This is a genomic window from Bradyrhizobium sp. WSM2254, assembly GCF_000472645.1.
GTDB lineage: Bacteria > Pseudomonadota > Alphaproteobacteria > Rhizobiales > Xanthobacteraceae > Bradyrhizobium > Bradyrhizobium niftali.
This window is the reverse complement of the sequence record NZ_AXAB01000017.1, coordinates 166,860-184,919: the sequence shown is the minus strand read 5'-3', so window position 1 is coordinate 184,919 and position 18,060 is coordinate 166,860. Positions and strand designations below refer to the sequence as shown.

19 protein-coding genes are annotated in these 18,060 nt (G+C 66.3%); 13 read left to right on the top strand and 6 right to left on the bottom strand.

Annotated elements, in window-relative coordinates; all coding sequences use genetic code 11:
* Positions 1-156 precede the first annotated feature (156 nt).
* Positions 157-1,029 carry a tRNA glutamyl-Q(34) synthetase GluQRS gene (gene gluQRS / locus A3M7_RS0112865; RefSeq protein ID WP_027544322.1) on the top strand — a complete coding sequence of 291 codons (873 nt, stop codon included), beginning with the start codon at positions 157-159 and terminating at the stop codon, positions 1,027-1,029.
* Positions 1,030-1,133: 104 nt separating this feature from the next.
* Entirely contained in the window at positions 1,134-2,408 is a 1,275-nt protein-coding gene (locus tag A3M7_RS0112860) for an ATP-binding protein (protein WP_027544321.1), read from the top strand.
* Here the strand turns inward: A3M7_RS0112860 and A3M7_RS0112855 are convergent.
* The gene (locus A3M7_RS0112855) at positions 2,335-3,228 is read right to left on the bottom strand and encodes a YihY/virulence factor BrkB family protein (RefSeq protein WP_027544320.1); all 894 of its coding nucleotides are present in this window, start codon (positions 3,226-3,228) and stop codon (positions 2,335-2,337) included. The genes A3M7_RS0112860 and A3M7_RS0112855 overlap by 74 nt on opposite strands.
* Positions 3,229-3,547: 319 nt before the next feature.
* Between A3M7_RS0112855 and A3M7_RS0112850 the strand changes: the two genes are divergently transcribed.
* The 6 genes from A3M7_RS0112850 to A3M7_RS0112825 all read left to right on the top strand — a co-directional run bounded on the left by A3M7_RS0112850 (position 3,548) and on the right by A3M7_RS0112825 (position 7,642).
* A complete protein-coding gene (locus tag A3M7_RS0112850) occupies positions 3,548-3,742 on the top strand; it encodes a twin transmembrane helix small protein (protein WP_027544319.1) in 195 nt (64 codons plus the stop codon).
* Between the two features lie 2 nt (positions 3,743-3,744).
* Positions 3,745-4,329, top strand: coding sequence for a cob(I)yrinic acid a,c-diamide adenosyltransferase (locus A3M7_RS0112845; RefSeq protein ID WP_027544318.1), 585 nt, complete (start codon positions 3,745-3,747; stop codon positions 4,327-4,329).
* Positions 4,330-4,455: 126 nt separating this feature from the next.
* A complete protein-coding gene (locus tag A3M7_RS0112840) occupies positions 4,456-5,205 on the top strand; it encodes an electron transfer flavoprotein subunit beta/FixA family protein (protein ID WP_027544317.1) in 750 nt (249 codons plus the stop codon).
* Positions 5,205-6,149 carry an electron transfer flavoprotein subunit alpha/FixB family protein gene (locus tag A3M7_RS0112835; RefSeq protein ID WP_011084196.1) on the top strand — a complete coding sequence of 315 codons (945 nt, stop codon included), beginning with the start codon at positions 5,205-5,207 and terminating at the stop codon, positions 6,147-6,149. The genes A3M7_RS0112840 and A3M7_RS0112835 overlap by 1 nt, the downstream gene beginning before the upstream one ends.
* Positions 6,150-6,357: 208 nt before the next feature.
* A complete protein-coding gene (locus A3M7_RS0112830; RefSeq protein ID WP_027544316.1) occupies positions 6,358-7,239 on the top strand; it encodes a 3-hydroxybutyryl-CoA dehydrogenase in 882 nt (293 codons plus the stop codon).
* Positions 7,240-7,447: 208 nt separating this feature from the next.
* Entirely contained in the window at positions 7,448-7,642 is a 195-nt protein-coding gene (locus A3M7_RS0112825; RefSeq protein ID WP_027544315.1) for a hypothetical protein, read from the top strand.
* Here the strand turns inward: A3M7_RS0112825 and A3M7_RS0112820 are convergent.
* Entirely contained in the window at positions 7,639-8,304 is a 666-nt protein-coding gene (locus tag A3M7_RS0112820; protein ID WP_027544314.1) for a TlpA disulfide reductase family protein, read from the bottom strand. The two genes, A3M7_RS0112825 and A3M7_RS0112820, sit on opposite strands and share 4 nt — an antisense overlap.
* A 105-nt stretch (positions 8,305-8,409) precedes the next feature.
* Between A3M7_RS0112820 and argH the strand changes: the two genes are divergently transcribed.
* The 3 genes from argH (at position 8,410) to lysA (ending at position 11,480) form a co-directional block, all read left to right on the top strand.
* Positions 8,410-9,807: an argininosuccinate lyase gene (argH, locus tag A3M7_RS0112815; RefSeq protein WP_027544313.1), complete on the top strand. Its 1,398-nt coding sequence runs from the start codon at positions 8,410-8,412 to the stop codon at positions 9,805-9,807.
* Positions 9,808-9,900: 93 nt separating this feature from the next.
* Positions 9,901-10,191, top strand: a complete 291-nt coding sequence (locus A3M7_RS0112810; protein WP_027544312.1) for a lipoprotein — start codon at positions 9,901-9,903, stop codon at positions 10,189-10,191.
* A gap of 23 nt (positions 10,192-10,214) precedes the next feature.
* The gene (gene lysA / locus A3M7_RS0112805) at positions 10,215-11,480 is read left to right on the top strand and encodes a diaminopimelate decarboxylase (protein ID WP_027544311.1); all 1,266 of its coding nucleotides are present in this window, start codon (positions 10,215-10,217) and stop codon (positions 11,478-11,480) included.
* 164 nt (positions 11,481-11,644) lie between these two features.
* On the opposite strand, the gene A3M7_RS0112800 is transcribed toward lysA, so the two are convergent.
* Positions 11,645-12,553: an NAD(P)-dependent oxidoreductase gene (locus A3M7_RS0112800; RefSeq protein ID WP_027544310.1), complete on the bottom strand. Its 909-nt coding sequence runs from the start codon at positions 12,551-12,553 to the stop codon at positions 11,645-11,647.
* Between the two features lie 245 nt (positions 12,554-12,798).
* Positions 12,799-13,182, bottom strand: a complete 384-nt coding sequence (locus tag A3M7_RS0112795; protein WP_008567285.1) for a carboxymuconolactone decarboxylase family protein — start codon at positions 13,180-13,182, stop codon at positions 12,799-12,801.
* A gap of 180 nt (positions 13,183-13,362) precedes the next feature.
* Between A3M7_RS0112795 and A3M7_RS0112790 the strand changes: the two genes are divergently transcribed.
* Together A3M7_RS0112790 and A3M7_RS0112785 are read left to right on the top strand one after the other, a co-directional pair.
* Entirely contained in the window at positions 13,363-15,297 is a 1,935-nt protein-coding gene (locus A3M7_RS0112790) for a TIGR02302 family protein (RefSeq protein ID WP_027544309.1), read from the top strand.
* Positions 15,285-16,439 carry a DUF4175 family protein gene (locus A3M7_RS0112785; protein WP_027544308.1) on the top strand — a complete coding sequence of 385 codons (1,155 nt, stop codon included), beginning with the start codon at positions 15,285-15,287 and terminating at the stop codon, positions 16,437-16,439. The genes A3M7_RS0112790 and A3M7_RS0112785 overlap by 13 nt, the downstream gene beginning before the upstream one ends.
* 233 nt (positions 16,440-16,672) lie before the next feature.
* Here A3M7_RS0112785 and A3M7_RS0112780 read toward each other — a convergent pair whose 3' ends face one another.
* Both A3M7_RS0112780 and A3M7_RS0112775 read right to left on the bottom strand, forming a co-directional pair.
* Positions 16,673-17,047 (bottom strand): response regulator, encoded by a 375-nt coding sequence (locus tag A3M7_RS0112780; protein ID WP_027544307.1) that lies wholly within the window; start codon positions 17,045-17,047, stop codon positions 16,673-16,675.
* Between the two features lie 47 nt (positions 17,048-17,094).
* Entirely contained in the window at positions 17,095-17,973 is an 879-nt protein-coding gene (locus A3M7_RS0112775; protein ID WP_027544306.1) for an MJ0042-type zinc finger domain-containing protein, read from the bottom strand.
* Between the last annotated feature and the right edge of the window lie 87 nt (positions 17,974-18,060).

The window sequence follows — 18,060 nt, the reverse complement described above, 5'->3', positions numbered from 1 at the left end:
CGGGCTTGCCGTCTCTGCTAGAGCTACGCCGGCCCAATACCGAGAAGCCCGCCGAACCATCGGCGCAGGCGGGACCGGCGCATCAATTTTCGATCGTAACAGAGTCATGGAAGATGGATGGCCGGGTCAAGCCCGGCCATGACGAGATCCTGCCATATGTCGCCACCCGTTTTCCGATTTGCTCCGAGCCCGAACGGCTTCCTGCATCTCGGCCACGCCTATTCTGCGCTGCTCAACTTCGACCGTGCGCGCGAGGCCGGCGGGCGCCTGTTGCTGCGGATCGAGGACATCGACGCGACGCGCTGCCGGCCTGAGTATGAGGCTGCGATCTACGAGGATCTCGCCTGGCTCGGCATTGCCTGGGAAACACCGGTGCGGCGGCAGTCGGAGCATCTTTCCGATTACCGCGCCGCGCTGGACAAGCTCTCTGCGCTCGGCTTCGTCTATCCCGCCTTCGAAAGCCGCGCCGAGATCGCAAAGCTGGTCGCCGCGCGCGAGGCCCATGGGCCGTGGCCGCGCGATCCCGATGGCGCGCCGCTTTACCCCGGAGACGCCAAGTCACTGTCCGCCGGCGAGCGGGCGCGGTTGATCACATCCGGCGCGCCCTATGCGCTCCGGCTCGACATGGCGGCTGCCTGCCGGCGCGTTGCCAGCCTGGGCTGGCACGAGCTCGGCGAGGGGCCCGACGGCGAGCGCGGCGTGGTTCCCGCACGGCCCGAGGCCTGGGGAGACGTGATCCTGGCCCGCAAGGAGACGCCGACCAGCTACCATTTGTCCGTGGTCGTCGACGACGCCCTCCAGGGGATCAGCGAGGTGGTGCGCGGCCAGGACCTGTTTCACGCCACCTCCGTCCACCGCCTGCTGCAAACCCTGCTGGGCCTGCCGGAACCCGCCTACCGCCACCACGCGCTGATTCGGGACGAAGCCGGGCGGAAGCTGTCGAAATCGAGCAGCTCGACCGGCCTGCGGGAGTTGCGCGACGCCAGTGCATCGCCCGCCAGCATCCGCCGCCTGGTGGGATTAGGTTAAGTTTCTCTGGGGTTTAGCCAAACACCGCCGTGACTCCGGGTGTTCCGCCGTGCCATGCTTATCGGACAGCCCGGGGTTCGAAGGGGATACTTCGAAGGGGAATTATGGCGGCGAAAACGCGGGCAGCACGCACCACGCGGACGTCCAGGCGACTGCCTCGGAAGCGGTCCGGGGCGGCCGGGAAGGTGCGCAAGCGCAGCACCAAGGCGGTCACGCCGGACGTGGTCCAGGCGGCGCTTGCCGCCTTTGCCCATGAAGTCCGCACCCCCCTGACCGGCATCCTCGCGATCAGCGACCTGCTCGCGACCTCGGATCTCGGGGAGCGGGAACGGCGCTGGGCTGACACCATCAAGGCCGGCGCCGAGCATCTGGCGAGCCTCGCCACCCTGTTCGTGGACGCTGCCCGGACTGGCAAGGGGTCTGGAAAGGGCGGCAGCGCGCTGCGGCAGGACTTGTTCGACCTGCGGGCGCTGGCCCGCAGCTCCGGCGATTCGCTGGCTGGGCGCGCCGCGGCCAAGGGCCTCCAGGCCCAGGTCGAGCTCTCCGAAAAGCTGCCGGGGCTGGTGGTCGGCGATCCCGTCCGCCTGCGCGCCGCGCTCGAGAACCTCATCGACAATGCCGTGAAGTTCACCGACCAGGGCGGCGTGGCGCTCGTGGTCGCGCCCTGGCGTCCGGCCAAGGGCAAGAAAAAAGACAAGACGAAGGGCAGGGTTGGCGTCGCCTTCGCGGTGTCCGACAGCGGCATCGGCCTGACCATGGCCGAGATCAAGCGGCTGTTCCGTCCCTTCACCCAGGCCAATGTCACCATCGCCTCGCGCTTCGGCGGCGCGGGTTTGGGACTATCCTCGGTGAAGCAGCTGGCGCGCGCGATGGGCGGCGACATCTCGGTCGCACCGCGCCGCGGCGGCGGCGCCACCTTCACGTTGACGGTGTCGCTGGACGCTGCGGGACCGGCCAGGTCCCGCAAGGCGAAGGGCGAGGCCGAGGCCGATGCGGCGGCCGCGCTGCGCGTGCTCAGCGTCGAGGACAATCCGTTCGGCCGCGTCGTGCTCAACACCATTTTGACTGAGCTCGGCCATCATGCCGAGTTCATCGGACGCGGCGAGGATGCGGTGAACCGGCTCGCGCAGGGGGCCTTCGACGCGGTGCTGATGGACATGGTGCTGCCGGGCATCGACGGCGTCGAGGCCATCCGGCGGATCCGCACCATGCCGGCGCCGCTCGCTCGAATCCCCATCATCGGCGTGTCCGGGCGCGGCGAGGACGAGGCGGCCTCGCGCGAGGCGGGCGCCGACGCCTTCCTGGTCAAGCCCGTGTCTCCGCGTGCTTTAGCGACTGCGCTGCTTGTAGCGACACGCCGTGAGGAAGTCGCGACTTGATGATCGCGGCGTTGAGCTCGCCGCCGTAGACGAAGATCGCGGCGATGAAATACAGAAACACCAGCGCGATGATCACCGAGGCCAGCCCCGCATACATCGTCACGTAATTGTTGGCGAAGCGCGCCAGATATTGCCCGAACACGATGCCCGAGATCAGCGACGCCACCACGGTGAAGACGATGCCGGGCAGGATCTGCAGGAAGCTGCGCCGCCCCGCCGGCACCCACGCATGCAGGATGATCAGCGCCACCACCAGCGCGCCGATGGTGATGCCGTAGCGCAGCCAGGTGAGGATGCTCTCGTTGGACTCGACGAACAGCGGGATGTGGCGCCGCGTCGCCTCGATGATGAGCGGGCCGAGCACGATCAGGAACGCCATCGCAAGCGCGGTGATGGCCGCAACCAGCGTATAGCCGATCGATTCCAGCCGCAGCCAGTACCAGCGCCGCATCTCCACCACCGCATAGGCGCGGTTGAGCGCGACGCGGAGCGCCTCGACGCCGTTCGAGGCGAAATAGACCGACAGCGCCGCGCCGATGGTCAGCACGCCGGTGCGGGTCGTGGTCAGCACGTCGTGGATCTCGCCGGAAAGGCTGTCGGCGACCTGCTTGGGCCAGACCTCGAGCATCAGGCTGGCGGCCTGGTCGGCGAGCTCCTTGGAACCGAAGAAGCCGGCGAGCGAGGTCAGCACGATCAGGAACGGGAACAGCGCCATCAATGTCGACAGCGCAATGTGGCTCGCGATCGCCCAGCCGTCGTCGGCCAGGAACGTGTAGAACGCATCCATCACGACGACGTAGATGTAGCGGATGGCTTTCACGGCTGGCCCTGTACTGCTCCCTTTCCCCCCTTGCGGGGAGAGACGGAGAAGGCTTGCGATGGACGCAAATCGGAAATCATCCAGCCAGCTTCTGATATTATTGGCCTAAAAGCCAGATCGCGAAGCGCCCCACCGTCATTCCGGGGCGCGCGTCGCGCGAGCCCGGAATCCATCCAGCCGCAGCGCAAGTGGCACGATGGATTCCGGGCTCGATACGCCGGGCCTCGCTTCGCTCGGTCCCGCCGCATCGCCCCGGAATGACGCCGGTGGCTGCAGCGGCGCCATGGCGGACCGGCGCGCACGGTGTTATCTACCCCCGATGGCATCTATCCTGAGTACTTTCATCCTGCCGGCGGCAGCCGGCGCCGTGGCGTTGGTGCTGCTGCTCGGTCTCGTGAACATGATGCGGGGCGGCTCGCCCAACACCTCGCAGAAGCTGATGCGCTGGCGCGTGCTGCTTCAGTTCGTGGCGATCGTCATTGCGATGATCGCGGTCTGGGCGATGGGGCGCTGAACATGGTTGTGCTGAATCGCATCTATACGAAGACCGGTGACGACGGCACGACAGCGCTCGGCTCGGGCGAACGCCGTCCGAAATACGATCTGCGCATCGAAGCCTATGGCACCGTGGACGAGACCAATGCCGCGATCGGCGTCGTGCGTCTCCACACCCATGATACGCCCGAGCTCGATGCCATGCTCGGCCGCATCCAGAACGATCTGTTCGATCTCGGCGCCGACCTCGCGGTGCCGCAGCGGGAAGGCAAGGAAACTAAAAAGGCGGAACGGCTGCGGGTGGTGGCAAGCCAGGTCGAGCGGCTCGAGCACGACATCGACGCGCTCAACGACAAGCTCGCGCCGCTCACCTCCTTCGTGCTGCCCGGCGGCACGCCCGCCGCCGCCTACCTCCATGTCGCACGCACGATATGCCGCAGGGCGGAACGCGTGATGGTGGAACTGGCGGCCCAGCCGGGCGAGCCGGTCGGCGCCGCTGGCATCCAATATATGAATCGCCTGTCGGACTTCCTGTTCGTGGCCAGCCGCGCAGCCAACCATAACGGCGCCGGCGACGTGCTCTGGGTTCCGGGCCAGAATCGCTGACCCATTAGAACGGCCCATTTCCAAGGTCTAAAATTTGGCCTCTTCGCGCGTTGACCGGGCCGGGTCAGGCCTTTAGGTTCCGCGCCAGTTGATAACCCCCTTCCCAAATTGAGTGAAAGAGGATCGATGAAGGTCTTAGTGCCGGTAAAGCGGGTGGTCGATTACAACGTCAAGGTCCGCGTCAAGGGCGATGGATCGGGCGTTGAACTCGCCAACGTCAAGATGTCGATGAACCCGTTCGATGAAATCGCGGTCGAGGAAGCGCTGCGCCTGAAGGAAGGTGGTAAGGCCACCGAGGTCGTGGTGGTTTCCATTGGACCCGCGCAGGCGTCGGAGACGATCCGCACCGGTCTTGCCATGGGCGCCGATCGCGGCATCCTGGTGAAGGCCGAGGGCGCCGTCGAGCCGCTCGCCGTCGCCAAGATCCTGAAGAAGATCGCTGAGGAAGAGCAGCCGGGCCTGATCATCCTCGGCAAGCAGGCGATCGACGACGACAGCAATCAGACCGGCCAGATGCTGGCCGCGCTGCTCGGCTGGTCGCAGGCGACCTTCGCCTCGAAGCTCGAGGTCGAAGGAAGCGACTTCAAGGTCACCCGCGAAGTCGACGGCGGTCTCCAGACCGTGAAGCTCAAGGGACCGGCGATCGTCACCACCGACCTGCGCCTCAACGAGCCGCGCTACGCCTCGCTGCCCAACATCATGAAGGCCAAGAAGAAGCCGATCGCGGAGAAGACCGTCGCCGATTACGGCGTCGACGTCACCGCGCGCCTCGAGGTTCTCAAGACGACCGAGCCGGCGGGCCGCAAGGCGGGCGTCAAGGTCAAGGACGTCGCCGAGCTGGTGTCGAAACTCAAGAACGAAGCCGGGGTGCTCTGATGACGACGCTTCTGATTGCCGAACACGACAACGCGTCGTTGAAGGATGCGACCAACAAGGCCCTGACCGCGGCCGCCGCGCTCGGTGCGGACGTCGAGGTGCTGGTGGCCGGCGAGGGTGCCAAGGCCGCGGCGGACGCCGCCGCCAAGCTCGCAGGCGTGAAGAAGGTGCTGCTCGCCGATGGCGCGCTTTACGCGCACGATCTTGCCGAGCCGCTGGCCGCGCTGATCGTCTCGCTGGCCCCGTCCTATGATGCGATCGTCGCGCCCGCGACCTCGCGCTTCAAGAACGTGATGCCGCGCGTCGCAGCCCTGCTCGACGTCATGCAGGTCTCCGAGATCATCAAGGTTGTCGCCCCCGACACCTATGAGCGTCCGATCTATGCCGGCAACGCCATCCAGACGGTGAAGTCGAAGGACGCCAAGAAGGTCATCACGGTCCGGACCTCCACCTTCGCCGCGGCGGGCGAAGGCGGCAGCGCGCCGGTCGAGAGCGTTCAGGCGGCGGCCGATCCGGGCCTGTCGTCCTTCGTCGGCGAGGAGGTCGCCAAGAGCGACCGTCCCGAGCTGACCTCGGCGAAGATCATCGTCTCCGGTGGCCGCGCCATGCAGAGCCGCGAGAATTTCGCCAAATACATCGAGCCCCTCGCCGACAAGCTCGGCGCCGGCGTCGGTGCCTCGCGCGCGGCGGTGGACGCCGGCTATGCGCCGAACGACTGGCAGGTCGGCCAGACCGGTAAGGTCGTCGCCCCCGAGCTCTATGTCGCGGTGGGCATTTCCGGCGCGATCCAGCATCTGGCCGGCATGAAGGACTCCAAGGTGATCGTCGCGATCAACAAGGACGAGGACGCGCCGATCTTCCAGGTCGCCGATTACGGCCTGGTCGCCGACCTCTACCAGGCGGTTCCGGAGCTGACGGCCGAACTCGGCAAACTCGGCAAGTAAAAGACGTTCAAAACACCGGCCGGAGGTATAAACTCCGGCCGGTGTTTCATTTTTGAGGCGTTTTCTTTGGCGTGGGGCACGCCGGGGGAGCGATCCAATCTAGGTTTCGAGCCCAGGTTCTGATTAAATCACGGTTCTGATCAAATCAGACCTCCCGGCTTGGGGGATAGACAGGCGCGATATGCGCGCCGTTCCGGTGGATGACATTATGGCGGCAGTGATCAAGAAGGTCGGCGTGATCGGCGCGGGTCAGATGGGCAATGGCATCGCGCATGTTGCGGCGCTGGCTGGCTTCGACGTGGTGCTCAACGACGTTTCGGCCGATCGCCTCAAGTCGGGCATGGCCACCATCAACGGCAATCTGGCCCGCCAGGTCTCCAAGAAGGCCGTCACCGAGGAGGCCAAGACCAAGGCGCTGTCGCGCATCGTGGCCGCCGAGAAGCTCGACGACCTCGCCGACTGCGATCTCGTGATCGAGACCGCGGTCGAGAAGGAGGAGGTCAAGCGCAAGATCTTCCACGAGCTCTGCGCCGTGTTGAAGCCCGAGGCGATCGTCGCCTCGGATACGTCCTCGATCTCGATCACGCGCCTTGCCGCCGCCACCGACCGGCCCGAGCGCTTCATCGGCATTCACTTCATGAATCCGGTGCCGCTGATGGAGCTGGTGGAGCTGATCCGCGGCATCGCCACCGACGATGCGACCTTCGAGGCGTCCAAGGAATTCGTCGCCAAGCTCGGCAAGCAGGTCGCAGTCTCCGAGGATTTCCCGGCCTTCATCGTCAACCGCATCCTGCTGCCGATGATCAACGAGGCGATCTACACGCTGTACGAAGGCGTCGGCAACGTCGAGGCGATCGACGCGGCGATGAAGCTCGGCGCGCACCATCCGATGGGCCCGCTCGAGCTTGCCGATTTCATCGGCCTCGATACCTGCCTGTCGATCATGCAGGTGCTGCACGAGGGCCTCGCCGATTCCAAATATCGCCCGTGCCCGCTCTTGGTGAAATACGTCGAGGCCGGCTGGCTCGGCCGCAAGACCCAGCGCGGGTTCTACGACTACCGCGGCGCCAAGCCGGTTCCGACGCGATAAGGCCGCGACGCCGTAGGGTGGGCAAAGGCGCGACGCGCCGTGCCCACCATCTCTCCGCAACCAGGTTCCTGATTGGTGGGCACGCGGAGCCTGTCATCGGGCGCGCATTTGCGCGACCCGGTGGCTTTGCCCGCCCTCCTGCGCTGTGACAATTCATGTCGCGTTAACCGCTCGCGCCTAGGCTGCGCCCGGTACGAGGGTTCGCGTAATGGACATGATGGCGATGGTCAGCACCATGCTGGCCGCTCAGCAAGGCGCGTTGCAGTCGAATATCGCGGCGACGCTGACCAAGCAGAACATGGATATGGAGAAATCCACCGTCCTGACGCTGATGGGCGCCGGCCAGCCCTCGCTCGCCAATGTCGGCGCGGGTGTCGGCAATAATCTGAACGTCACCGCCTAAAGCGACGCGGCGGCCTTGCCCGTCGCAGCCCGGATCAGCTTGAGCGCGTCCTCGCTCGCCCATTCCGCCGGCCCCGCGATCGTCGCGATCTCGCAACCCTGCGGGTCGACCAGCACCGAGGTCGGCATACCCAGGGCCCGGCCTATGGCCTTAAGATCCTGGAAAACCTTGGCTTTCTGATCGTTGAAATAGCCGAGCCGGGTCAAATTGGCCTCTTTCAGGAAGGTTTTGGGCTTCTCGGGGTCGCGGGTATCGATATTGATCGCCACCACCTCGAAATTCGGGCCCGAAAGCTTGCCCTGGAGCTCGTCCAGTGCCGGCATTTCCTTCCGACACGGCACGCACCAGGTGGCCCAGAGGTTCACCAGCAGGGTCTTGCCGCGGAAATCGGACAGCTTTTTCGGCTTGCCGTCGGCGTCCTCGAAAGCGAGGTCGGGCAGCTTCAAGGGCGCGCTCGCCATGGTCAGCGCCGCCACCTCGCCATGGGCGAGCGGGGCGATTTTCTGCGCCGTAGCCACTGCCGCCCGGCAGGCCGGATCGCCTGTAGGCGCCCGGCTCAGGCCCAGCCCGTACAGCGCAGCGAAGCCGGCCAGCCCGCCGACCGCCACGGTGGCGATGACGAGGGGGATCCGGCGCGTGGCGGAGGGCTTCGTGTCGAGCATATCGTTTGTCATCCGGTCGCAGATATGGCTATCAGGGGCCTCTTAATACGGCTGGCGGCGGCCAGCAAACGTGGCCAGCGACAAGCAAGGCGTGAGCAGGGGATCATGAGCAACAAGATGTGGGGCGGCCGGTTCTCGGAACGTCCCGATGAGATCATGGAAGAGATCAACGTCTCCATCGACGTCGATCGTCACCTCTTTGCCCAGGACATTGCCGCGTCCAAGGCCCACGCCGCGATGCTGGCCACGCAGGGCATCATCACGGCCTCTGATGCGAAAAATATCGGCAAGGGTCTAGACACGATTTTGTCAGAGATCGGCAAGGGCGGCTTCACGTTCAAGCGCGCGCTCGAGGACATTCACATGAATGTCGAGAGCCGCCTGTCCGAGCTGATCGGCCCCGCCGCCGGCCGGCTGCACACCGCGCGCTCGCGCAACGACCAGGTCGCCACCGACTTCCGTCTGTTCGTCCGCGACGTCATCGACGAGACCGATGCGGCGCTCGCCGCGTTTCAGCAGGCGCTGGTCGAGCGCGCATTGGAGCATGCCGGCACCGTGATGCCCGGCTTCACGCATCTCCAGACCGCGCAGCCCGTGACCTTCGGCCATCACCTGCTCGCCTATGTCGAGATGGCCGCGCGCGACCGCGGCCGTTTCCAGGACGCGCGCAAGCGGCTCAACGAATCGCCGCTCGGCGCCGCCGCGCTCGCGGGCACCTCGTTCCCGATCGATCGCCACGCGACCGCAAAGGCGCTTGCCTTCGACCGGCCGATGGCGAACTCGCTCGACGCGGTCTCCGACCGCGACTTCGTGCTGGAGACGCTGTCGGCGGCCTCGATCTGCGCCGTGCACATGTCGCGCTTTGCCGAGGAGATCGTGATCTGGACCTCGCCGCTGGTGGGCCTCATCCGGCTCAGCGACAAGTTCACCACCGGCTCCTCGATCATGCCGCAGAAGCGCAACCCGGATGCCGCCGAGCTCGTTCGCGCCAAGACCGGCCGCGTCATCGGCGCGCTCAACGGTCTCCTGATCGTGATGAAGGGCCTGCCGCTCGCCTATCAAAAGGACATGCAGGAGGACAAGCAGGGTGCGATGGAGGGCTTTGCCGCGCTGTCGCTCGCGATCCGCGCCATGACCGGCATGGTCCGCGACCTCGTGCCCGATGAAGCGAAGATGAGGCTTGCTGCCGGCGAGGGCTATGCCACCGCGACCGATCTCGCCGACTGGCTGGTGCGGACGCTGAAGATGCCGTTCCGCGAGGCCCACCATGTCACCGGCCGCATCGTGGCCAAGGCCGCCGAGGGCGGCGTGGCGCTGCACGAGCTGCCGCTGAAGGAGATGCAGGCGATCGAGTCCAGGATCACCAAGGACGTGCTCGGCGTGCTCTCGGTCGAATCGTCGGTGAAGAGCCGGACCAGCTTTGGCGGCACCGCGCCGAAGAACGTGGCCTCCCAGGCCAAGGCCTGGCTGAAGCGGCTGGAAAAAGAGCGAAAATTGGGCTGAGGGCAAAATTTCGCTTATGTTTCATGGTCATCCGGCTCTCGCCAGAGTGCGCCAATCTCTGTATGGTGCGGCCCGCGTAGTGGGGATTTCGTCGTGACGTCAAAGTTTCGCCCGGCCGGCTCGGGGTGGGCCATCATTGTCTTGAGCCTGACGGCGCTCGCGCTTGCTGGCTGTGGCCGCAAGGGCCCGCTGGATTTGCCGCCGACCGCCTCCAATGTGCCCGCGCCCAACGGTGCTGCGCCGACCGACACCGAGACCGAAGCCCAGAAGACGCCGAGCGTGTTCAATCCCACCTACGGGGCCGACGCCGCCCCTGCGGCGTCCCGGGGCAGAAAGAAACCGTTTATTCTCGACCCGCTCCTGGACGACAAACCCAGCAGATAGGCTGGGGCAACTGAGCCAAAGCCATGAACCATTTTGACTACCGCAACGGTGTGCTGCACGCCGAGGCGGTGAACCTGTCCGAGCTGGCTGCAACCGTCGGCACGCCGTTCTATTGCTATTCGACCGCAACGCTGGAGCGGCATTACCGCGTCTTCGCCGATGCTTTCGCCGGCGAGAAGGTGCTGGTCTGCTACGCCATGAAGGCGAACTCCAACCAGTCGGTGCTGCGTACGCTCGCCAAGCTTGGCGCCGGCGCCGACGTGGTCTCCGGCGGTGAATTGAAGCGCGCGCTGGCCGCGGGCATTCCCGCCCGCAAGATCCTGTTCTCCGGCGTCGGCAAGACGGAAGAAGAGCTGCGCGCTGCGCTCGCCGCCGACATCCTCTGTCTCAACGTCGAATCCGAGCCGGAGCTCGAGCTGTTGTCGCGCCTTGCGACCGAGATGGGCAAGACCGCGCGGATTTCCGTGCGCGTCAATCCCGATGTCGACGCCGGCACGCATGCCAAGATCTCCACCGGCAAGTCCGAGAACAAGTTCGGCATCCCGATCGCGCATGCCCGCGAGGTCTATGCGCGCGCAGCGAAGCTGCCCGGGATCCAGGTGACCGGCACCGACGTGCATATCGGCAGCCAGATCACCGACCTGTCCAAGATGGAGACGGCGTTCCGCATCCTCTCCGAATTCGTGCAGACGCTGCGTTCCGACGGCCACGACATCTCGCATGTCGATTTCGGCGGTGGCCTCGGCATTCCCTATTACATGGACCGCGAGGCGCCCCCGGCGCCCGATGCCTATGCCGCGATGGTCAAGCGCGTCAGCCACAATCTCGGCTGCACGCTGATGTTCGAGCCCGGCCGCATGATCGTCGGCAATGCCGGCATCCTGGTCGCCAAGGTGATCTATGTGAAGCACGGCGACGGCAAGAACTTCGTCATCATCGACGCCGCGATGAATGACCTGATCCGCCCGACGCTGTATGAGGCCCATCACGACATCCTGCCGGTGACGCAGCCGGCCAGGGATGCGGCGACGATGGTGGCCGACGTCGTCGGCCCGGTCTGCGAGACCGGCGACTATCTCGCGCTCGACCGCACGCTGCCGACGCCGAAGGCGGGCGATCTCCTCGCCATCATGACCGCCGGGGCCTATGGCGCCGTGCAGGCCGGCACCTACAACACGCGGCCGCTGGTGCCCGAGGTGCTGGTGAAGGGCGACCAGTACGCCGTGGTGCGCCCGCGCATCGAGGTCGAGCAGCTGATCGCGATGGACACGCCGGCGCCGTGGCTGTGAGCCCACGCCGGTTCAACAATCACGGTGTCGTCCCGGCGAAGGCCGGGACCCATAACCCCAGGGAGGGGTTGTGGCGCGAAGCGGGTAACTCCGGGTCCCCGTAATCACATCCGCCTGTGGTTATGGGTCCCGGCCTTCGCCGGGACGACGAAGAGATTGGCGCGTTACTTCCCCGCCAATCCGCCGGTCTTCCCACCAACCACAACCCCCGCCTTCTTCTCGATCGGCTTGATCGCCGCGGTGAAATCGGACTCGGCGCCTTCCGCGCTGATCACGGTCTCCCACAGGCGCCCGACGGCATCAGCAACCTCCATCGACAGGCCGAGCTGCTTCATTTCCTCCAGCGCGAGGCGGACGTCCTTCACCATCAGCCCCGTGGCGAAGCCGAAATCGAACGTGCGCGGCAGCACCGCGCGCGGAAACTTGTCGCGGCTCGCGGTGTTCATGCCCGAGCCGGCATTGATGACGTCGATCATCACGGCGGGATCGAGCCCGGCCTTCACACCCATGACGACCGCTTCCGACGTCGCCACGATCGCGGTGGCCGAGAGGAAATTGTTGGCGAGCTTCATGGTCTGGGCAGACCCCGGCTTCTCGCCGATGAAGAACACCTTTCCGATCACATCGAGCGCGGGCTTCAGCAGCTCGAACTCCGCCTTCGGCCCCGACACCATCACTGCCAGCGTGCCCTTCTCGGCGCCGCCGACCCCGCCGGAGACGGGGCAGTCGATCTGCACGATGTCGCGCTTGGCGAGCAGGGCGTGAATCTTCGAAGCCATCGTCGAGCCGACGGTGGACAGATCGATGAAGCGCTTGACGCGCTTGCCCTCGATCACGCCGTTCGTCCCCGTTGCAACTTCGAGCGAAGCTTGCAGCGAGGGCAGGCTCGCCATCACGGTCTCGACCTGATCGGCCACGTCCTTCGGTGATGTCGCTGGCGTCGCGCCGCGCGCGATGAGCTTGTCGACGACCTCCTTGCGCGTGTCGAACACGACGAGCTTGTGGCCCGCCTCGACCAGCCGCCGCGCCATCGGGAAACCCATGTTTCCGAGGCCGATGAATCCGATGTCCATGGTGTTTCCTTGTTTTGATTATTCGTTGTTGTCGTGAAAATCCGCGCTCTATCCCCGGTGTCGTCCCGGACAAGCGCGCCTCAAGCGCGCGCCGATCCGGGACCCATAACCCCAGGGAGGAGTCGCAGCACGAAAGCGGTCACTCCGAGTCCCGCTAACCACATCCGCCTGTGGTTATGGGTCCCGGATCGGCGCTACGCTCCGCTTCGCTTGTCCGGGACGACAGTGGAGAGAGCCTGCGCCCCTCACGCCTTCCCGTCGATCTCCGCGAACACCTCGCGCGCGATGCGGAAACTGTCGACTGCGGCCGGCATGCCGCCATAGATCGCAACCTGCATCAGGATTTCGCGGATCTCGTCGCGGGTGACGCCGTTGGTGAGCGCGCCCTTCAGATGCGCGCGGAATTCGTGCTGGCGGTTGAGGATCGCGATCATCGCGATGTTGAGCATGCTGCGGGTCTTGCGCGGGAGTTCCTCGCGGCCCCACACCGTGCCCCAGCAATATTCGTTGAGCATCTCCTGGAACGGACGGTTGAAATCGTCGACGTTCTTCAGGGCGTTGTTGACATAGGCTTCTCCCAGCACCGCTTTGCGGACTTCCAGGCCCTTGTCGTGCATCTTCTTGTCCATGGCGTTTCCTTCGTTTTCCCTTTGCTTGTCCCTGGATGGCGGCGCGGAAATTACGGGGTTGCGGCGGGCCAGTCACGTCCTCGTGTTATGCGGGAAAAGGGGTGTCTCCCGTACAGGAACGGATGCCTCAGTGCTGCCGTTGTGATACGCTCTTCTCTCCCGGGCAACTTGGAGAGCTGATTGAACGGCGTCACCCCCGACCCGTCAGACCCGATCCGCGATGGCGACGCTCTGCCGCGGCTGAAGCTGGCGCAGGCCCTCGATCGGGCGAGATATGCCATCGCGTGGGAGCGTGCCTGGCCGAATCTGGCGCGGCTTCTGACCGTCGTCGGCCTGTTCCTGGCGCTGTCCTGGGCCGGTCTCTGGCTGGCGCTGCCGTTCCTCGCCCGTGCCATTGGTCTTGCCGTTTTCGCCGGCGTCGCGATTGCCGCCCTGTTCCCGCTGGTTCGCTTCCGCTGGCCGAGCCGCGAGGAAGCGTTGAGCCGGCTCGACCGCGGCTCCGGCATCCGTCATCGCCCGGCCACCACGCTCACGGACACGCTGACCTCGCAGGACCCGGTCGCGAAGGCGCTGTGGCAGGCGCAGCGTGAGCGTACGCTGGCCTCGCTCAAGCGCATCCGTGCCGGTCTGCCGCGCCCGCGGCTCGCGCTTCACGATCCCTGGGCGCTGCGAGCGCTGGTCATGGTGATGCTGGTTGCGACCTTCTTCGCCGCCGGCAACGAGCGCGCGATGCGGCTCGGCGCGGCCTTCGACTGGAATGGCGTGCTGGCGCCGACCAATGTTCGCGTCGATGCCTGGGTCACGCCGCCGCTCTACACCGGCAAGCCGCCGGTGATCCTGTCGGCCGCCAACAAGGAGGCCGCGGCGCTGCCCGCCGGCGGCCCGCTCGCCGTTCCCGCCGGCTCGACCCTGATCGTGCGCTCCTCCGGCGGCAGCCTGGATGTCGTCGTCTCCGGCGGCCTCAAGGAGGTCGCCCCCACCGAAGCCACGCCCAAGGGCACCAACGAGAAGCACTTCGCCATCACCGGCGACGGCACCGCGCATGTCCGCGCGCCCGCCGGCCAGCCGCAATGGGCGTTTGCGGCGACGCCAGACCGCGCGCCGACGATCGCGCTGGCCAAGGATCCGGAGCGCCAGGCGCGCGGTGCGCTTCAGCTTTCCTACAAGATCGAGGACGATTACGGCGTCACCGGCGCCGAAGCGCAATTTGGCCTGCGCCCCGCCGATGCCAAGGATGGCGGCAAGGACGGCGATACCAAGGCTGCCGCACGGCCGCTGTTCCAGCCGCCGCAATTCCCGCTGGTGCTGCCGAATGCGCGCACCCGCAACGGCGTCGGCCAGACGGTGAAGGACCTCAGCGAGGACCCCTATGCCGGCGCCGACGTCACGCTGAGGCTCACCGCCAAGGACGAGGCCGGCAACGAGGCCAGAAGCGAACCCTTCAACATGCGCCTGCCCGAGCGGCTGTTCACGAACCCGCTCGCACGCGCGCTGATCGAGCAGCGCCGTATCCTCGCGCTCGACGCCAACAAGAATTCCGACGTCTACGCCGCGCTCGACGCGTTGATGATCGCGCCCGAATTGTTCACCCCGGATGCCGGCTGCTATCTCGGTCTGCGCAGCCTGGCGCTCCAGCTCGAGGCGGCCCGCACCGACGACGCGATGCGTGACGTGGTGGCGAGCATGTGGGCGTTCGCGGTCACCATCGAGGACGACGGTGTCGCCGGCAGCGTCAACGCCGCGCTGCGCTCGGCGCAGGACGCGCTCAAGCGGGCGCTGGAGCGCGGTGCCAGCGAGGACGAGATCCGGGTGCTGACGCAAAAGCTCCGCGAGGCCATGGCCGGCAAGGTGCGCGACCTCGCCCGGCGCGCCGAGCAAAATCCGCTGGGTCCCCGGCAGCCGTTCCCGGCGGAGGTCCAGCTCATCCTCGACAAGGCCGTCGAGCTGCGACAAAAGACCCAGCACGCGACGCCCGAGCAGCTCGAGGAGCTGGCGCAGCAGCAGGACGCATTGCGCCAGCAGCTTCAGGCCTATCGCAAGTCGGCGAGCAACCGGGCCAAGGCGGGGGACGACGGGGCCAACCAGTTTACGCGGGACCGGAAATGCGGAAGCTAGCGCGCGTGCCAGTCTTGAAGGCGATGTCGATCGCCTGCCTCGCCTTCCTGTTGGGGGGCCTGCCGTCCGTCGCTGCCCAGCAGGATCAGGATCCCGATGCGCTGCTCGATGGCGCGGAAAAGGCGATGCAGGATGCCGGCGATAACCTCCGCCAGAAGGAGTCCGGGCGCAGCCTGAGCAACCAGTCCGATGCCATTCAGAAGCTCGAGGAGTACAAGCGCGCGACGGAAAGAAACCAGTCCTCCAATCGCGATCGCTCCGTCATCACGCAGCGGGATCTGGACGACCTCCTGAAGCAGATCGAGAAAGCGGCGCGCGAAGGCAATCGCGAGGCGGCGCAGCGCATGCTCGAGCAGCTGGCGCAGATCATGGAAAATCTCCAGATGGCGCAGCCCGGGCAATCCGGCGACAGCGACATGGAGCAGGCGCTCAACGAGCTCAGCGACATGATCCGCAAGCAGCAGCAATTGCGCGACAAGACCTACAAGCAGGGCCAGGATTCCCGGCGTGACCGCTCGCGCGGCAAGCCGCAGGGCGACCAGTCGATGTCGGACCTCCAGCAGGACCAGCAGGCGCTGCGCGACCGGCTGAAGAAGTTGCAGGACGAGCTCGCCAAGCGCGGCCTCACGCAGAAGGGACAAAAGGGCCAGAAAGGGCAACAGGGGCAGAAAGGTCAGCAGGGCGATCAGGGCCAGCCCGGCCAGGATGGCGATCAGGACGGTGACCAGGGCGATGATGACGGCAGCCTGGACACCGCCGACGGTGCCATGGGCGATGCCGGCTCAAAGCTCGGCGAGGGCAATGCGGATGGTGCCGTGGACTCGCAGGGCAAGGCTCTCGAAGCGCTGCGCAAGGGTGCGCAGAAGATGGCCGAGGCGATGCAGCAGGGCGACGGTGACGGGCAGGGCGATGGTCCGGGCAACCGGGCCGGTCGCCAGCAGAGCGGCGGCAATCAGACCGATCCGCTCGGTCGCCCGCTTCACGGCCGCGAGTTCAGCGACGACTACACGGTCAAGATCCCCGGCGAGATCGACGCCCAGCGCGTCCGCCGCATCCTCGAAGAACTCCGCCGCCGCCTCGGCGATACCTCGCGTCCGCAGATCGAGCTCGATTACATCGAGCGGTTGCTGAAGGATTTTTGATACGACACTCCAACGTCGTCCCGGCGAAGGCCGGGACCCATAACCCCAGGGAGTGGTTTGGCGAAGACTCGTCGCCCGGTACGGCTAGCAATCCCTACAAATAAATAACGCGGTATGGGTCCCGGCCTTCGCCGGGACGACACCGCCTTTGTGACGTGACGAGCGCGTCACAGGACGACTCTTCCCGCATGTCGCTGCGCTCATGCGGGCTACAAGCGCTGAAGTGACCGCCGCTACCGCTTCTTCGCCGCCAGCGCGTCCGCCACTGCGGTGCGGATGTCGGCGACCGAGAACGGTTTGGTCACGACGTCATGCACCAGCGCGTTGAGGTTCGAGGCGCGCTCGCGCTGGTCGGCAAATCCGGTCATCAGCAAAATCGTCAGGTCGGGGAAATCGCGCGCGGCGGCGAGCGCCAGGGCGATGCCGTCCATGACCGGCATCTGGATGTCGGTGAGCAGCAAATCGAATGCGCCGTCCTCGCGGGTCAGGATCTCCAGCGCCTCGGCGCCGTCCTGCGCGGTCACGGTCTGGTGCCCGTCCATGGCGATGGCGCGCGCCACCAGCTGGCGCATCGAATCCTCGTCGTCGGCGATCAAGATTTTTGGCATGGGACCAACCTTGGGACCAACCTCCCGTGCGGACCTTGCGAGCCTGATTACACGCTGCCGCCGGCAATGTCGCGCCGGTTGAAGAAGCGAACGTCGATATTGCGGCCCTCCGGCGGCGGAGAGGCCAGGCGCGAGCGGAAGAAGGCGCGCTCGCCGGGCCGCAGCACGGTCTGCTCCAGCACCGCATTCCAGGCATAGATCTCCGCGCCCTGCGCGTCGCGCACCGCAAAGCGCAGCCGCGGGATGTCGAGCGGCTTCTTGCCCTCGCCGACGATGACGCCCTCGATCACCAACACCTGTTTACCGTCAACGGTCTCGCTGGAGAGCTTGACGTCCTTGAAGGCCAGCCCGCGCAGGTTAACGTCGAGGCCGACCATCTTGTAGAAGGCCGCGGTCTGCGGCAGCAGCCGCACCATGTCGCCGCGCCAGACGATCAGGGCCAGCACCAGCGCGCCCATGGCGGCGCAGGCGGTCGGCAGGCCGAAATGGGACTTTCGCGGCGCCACGGTGGGGGCCTGACGCCTCACCCGTGCCCCGCGCCGGCTGAACAGGCCGCGGAACCAGGACTGGTGCTGCGCGCCGGCGACCTCATCCTCGGCGTCCCGGGCCGCCGCCGACCATTCGTCCTCGGTCTCCTTGGCGTCCTCCTCCGGCCAGTCGCTGGCGATGGAGGGGCTGTCGACGACAGGCGTGTCGGTGGCACCGTCGTCCTTGGCGTAGGAGTTCCACTGCTCGGCGAGGTCGGATTGGTCGTCGGCCTGGCTGGCCGCAGCCATGGCCGGGACGGACGCCTCCTCGATGGCATCCTCGGCATAGGCGACCCAGGTCTGCTTGCACCGGGAGCAGCGGACTGTCCGCCCGTTCGCCCCAAGGCTCGCAAGCTTGATGGCGTAGGATGTCGTACAATGGGGGCAGACGATATGCATGGACGAGCCTTGATGCATGAACGAGTCTTGACGATGCCAGGGTCGCGGAGACCCGGGCGTCCTGGATGCTACAGGGCGACCGTTAAC

Bases quoted from the DNA above. Each gene is read 5' to 3' on its own strand.
- gluQRS (WP_027544322.1), top strand. From the start codon at position 157: ATGTCGCCACCCGTTTTCCGATTTGCTCCGAGCCCGAACGGCTTCCTG.
- A3M7_RS0112860 (WP_027544321.1), top strand. From the start codon at position 1,134: ATGGCGGCGAAAACGCGGGCAGCACGCACCACGCGGACGTCCAGGCGA.
- A3M7_RS0112850 (WP_027544319.1), top strand. From the start codon at position 3,548: ATGGCATCTATCCTGAGTACTTTCATCCTGCCGGCGGCAGCCGGCGCC.
- A3M7_RS0112845 (WP_027544318.1), top strand. From the start codon at position 3,745: ATGGTTGTGCTGAATCGCATCTATACGAAGACCGGTGACGACGGCACG.
- A3M7_RS0112840 (WP_027544317.1), top strand. From the start codon at position 4,456: ATGAAGGTCTTAGTGCCGGTAAAGCGGGTGGTCGATTACAACGTCAAG.
- A3M7_RS0112835 (WP_011084196.1), top strand. From the start codon at position 5,205: ATGACGACGCTTCTGATTGCCGAACACGACAACGCGTCGTTGAAGGAT.
- A3M7_RS0112830 (WP_027544316.1), top strand. From the start codon at position 6,358: ATGGCGGCAGTGATCAAGAAGGTCGGCGTGATCGGCGCGGGTCAGATG.
- A3M7_RS0112825 (WP_027544315.1), top strand. From the start codon at position 7,448: ATGGACATGATGGCGATGGTCAGCACCATGCTGGCCGCTCAGCAAGGC.
- A3M7_RS0112820 (WP_027544314.1), bottom strand. From the start codon at position 8,304: ATGCTCGACACGAAGCCCTCCGCCACGCGCCGGATCCCCCTCGTCATC.
- argH (WP_027544313.1), top strand. From the start codon at position 8,410: ATGAGCAACAAGATGTGGGGCGGCCGGTTCTCGGAACGTCCCGATGAG.
- lysA (WP_027544311.1), top strand. From the start codon at position 10,215: ATGAACCATTTTGACTACCGCAACGGTGTGCTGCACGCCGAGGCGGTG.
- A3M7_RS0112800 (WP_027544310.1), bottom strand. From the start codon at position 12,553: ATGGACATCGGATTCATCGGCCTCGGAAACATGGGTTTCCCGATGGCG.
- A3M7_RS0112795 (WP_008567285.1), bottom strand. From the start codon at position 13,182: ATGGACAAGAAGATGCACGACAAGGGCCTGGAAGTCCGCAAAGCGGTG.
- A3M7_RS0112785 (WP_027544308.1), top strand. From the start codon at position 15,285: ATGCGGAAGCTAGCGCGCGTGCCAGTCTTGAAGGCGATGTCGATCGCC.
- A3M7_RS0112780 (WP_027544307.1), bottom strand. From the start codon at position 17,047: ATGCCAAAAATCTTGATCGCCGACGACGAGGATTCGATGCGCCAGCTG.
- A3M7_RS0112775 (WP_027544306.1), bottom strand. From the start codon at position 17,973: ATGCATATCGTCTGCCCCCATTGTACGACATCCTACGCCATCAAGCTT.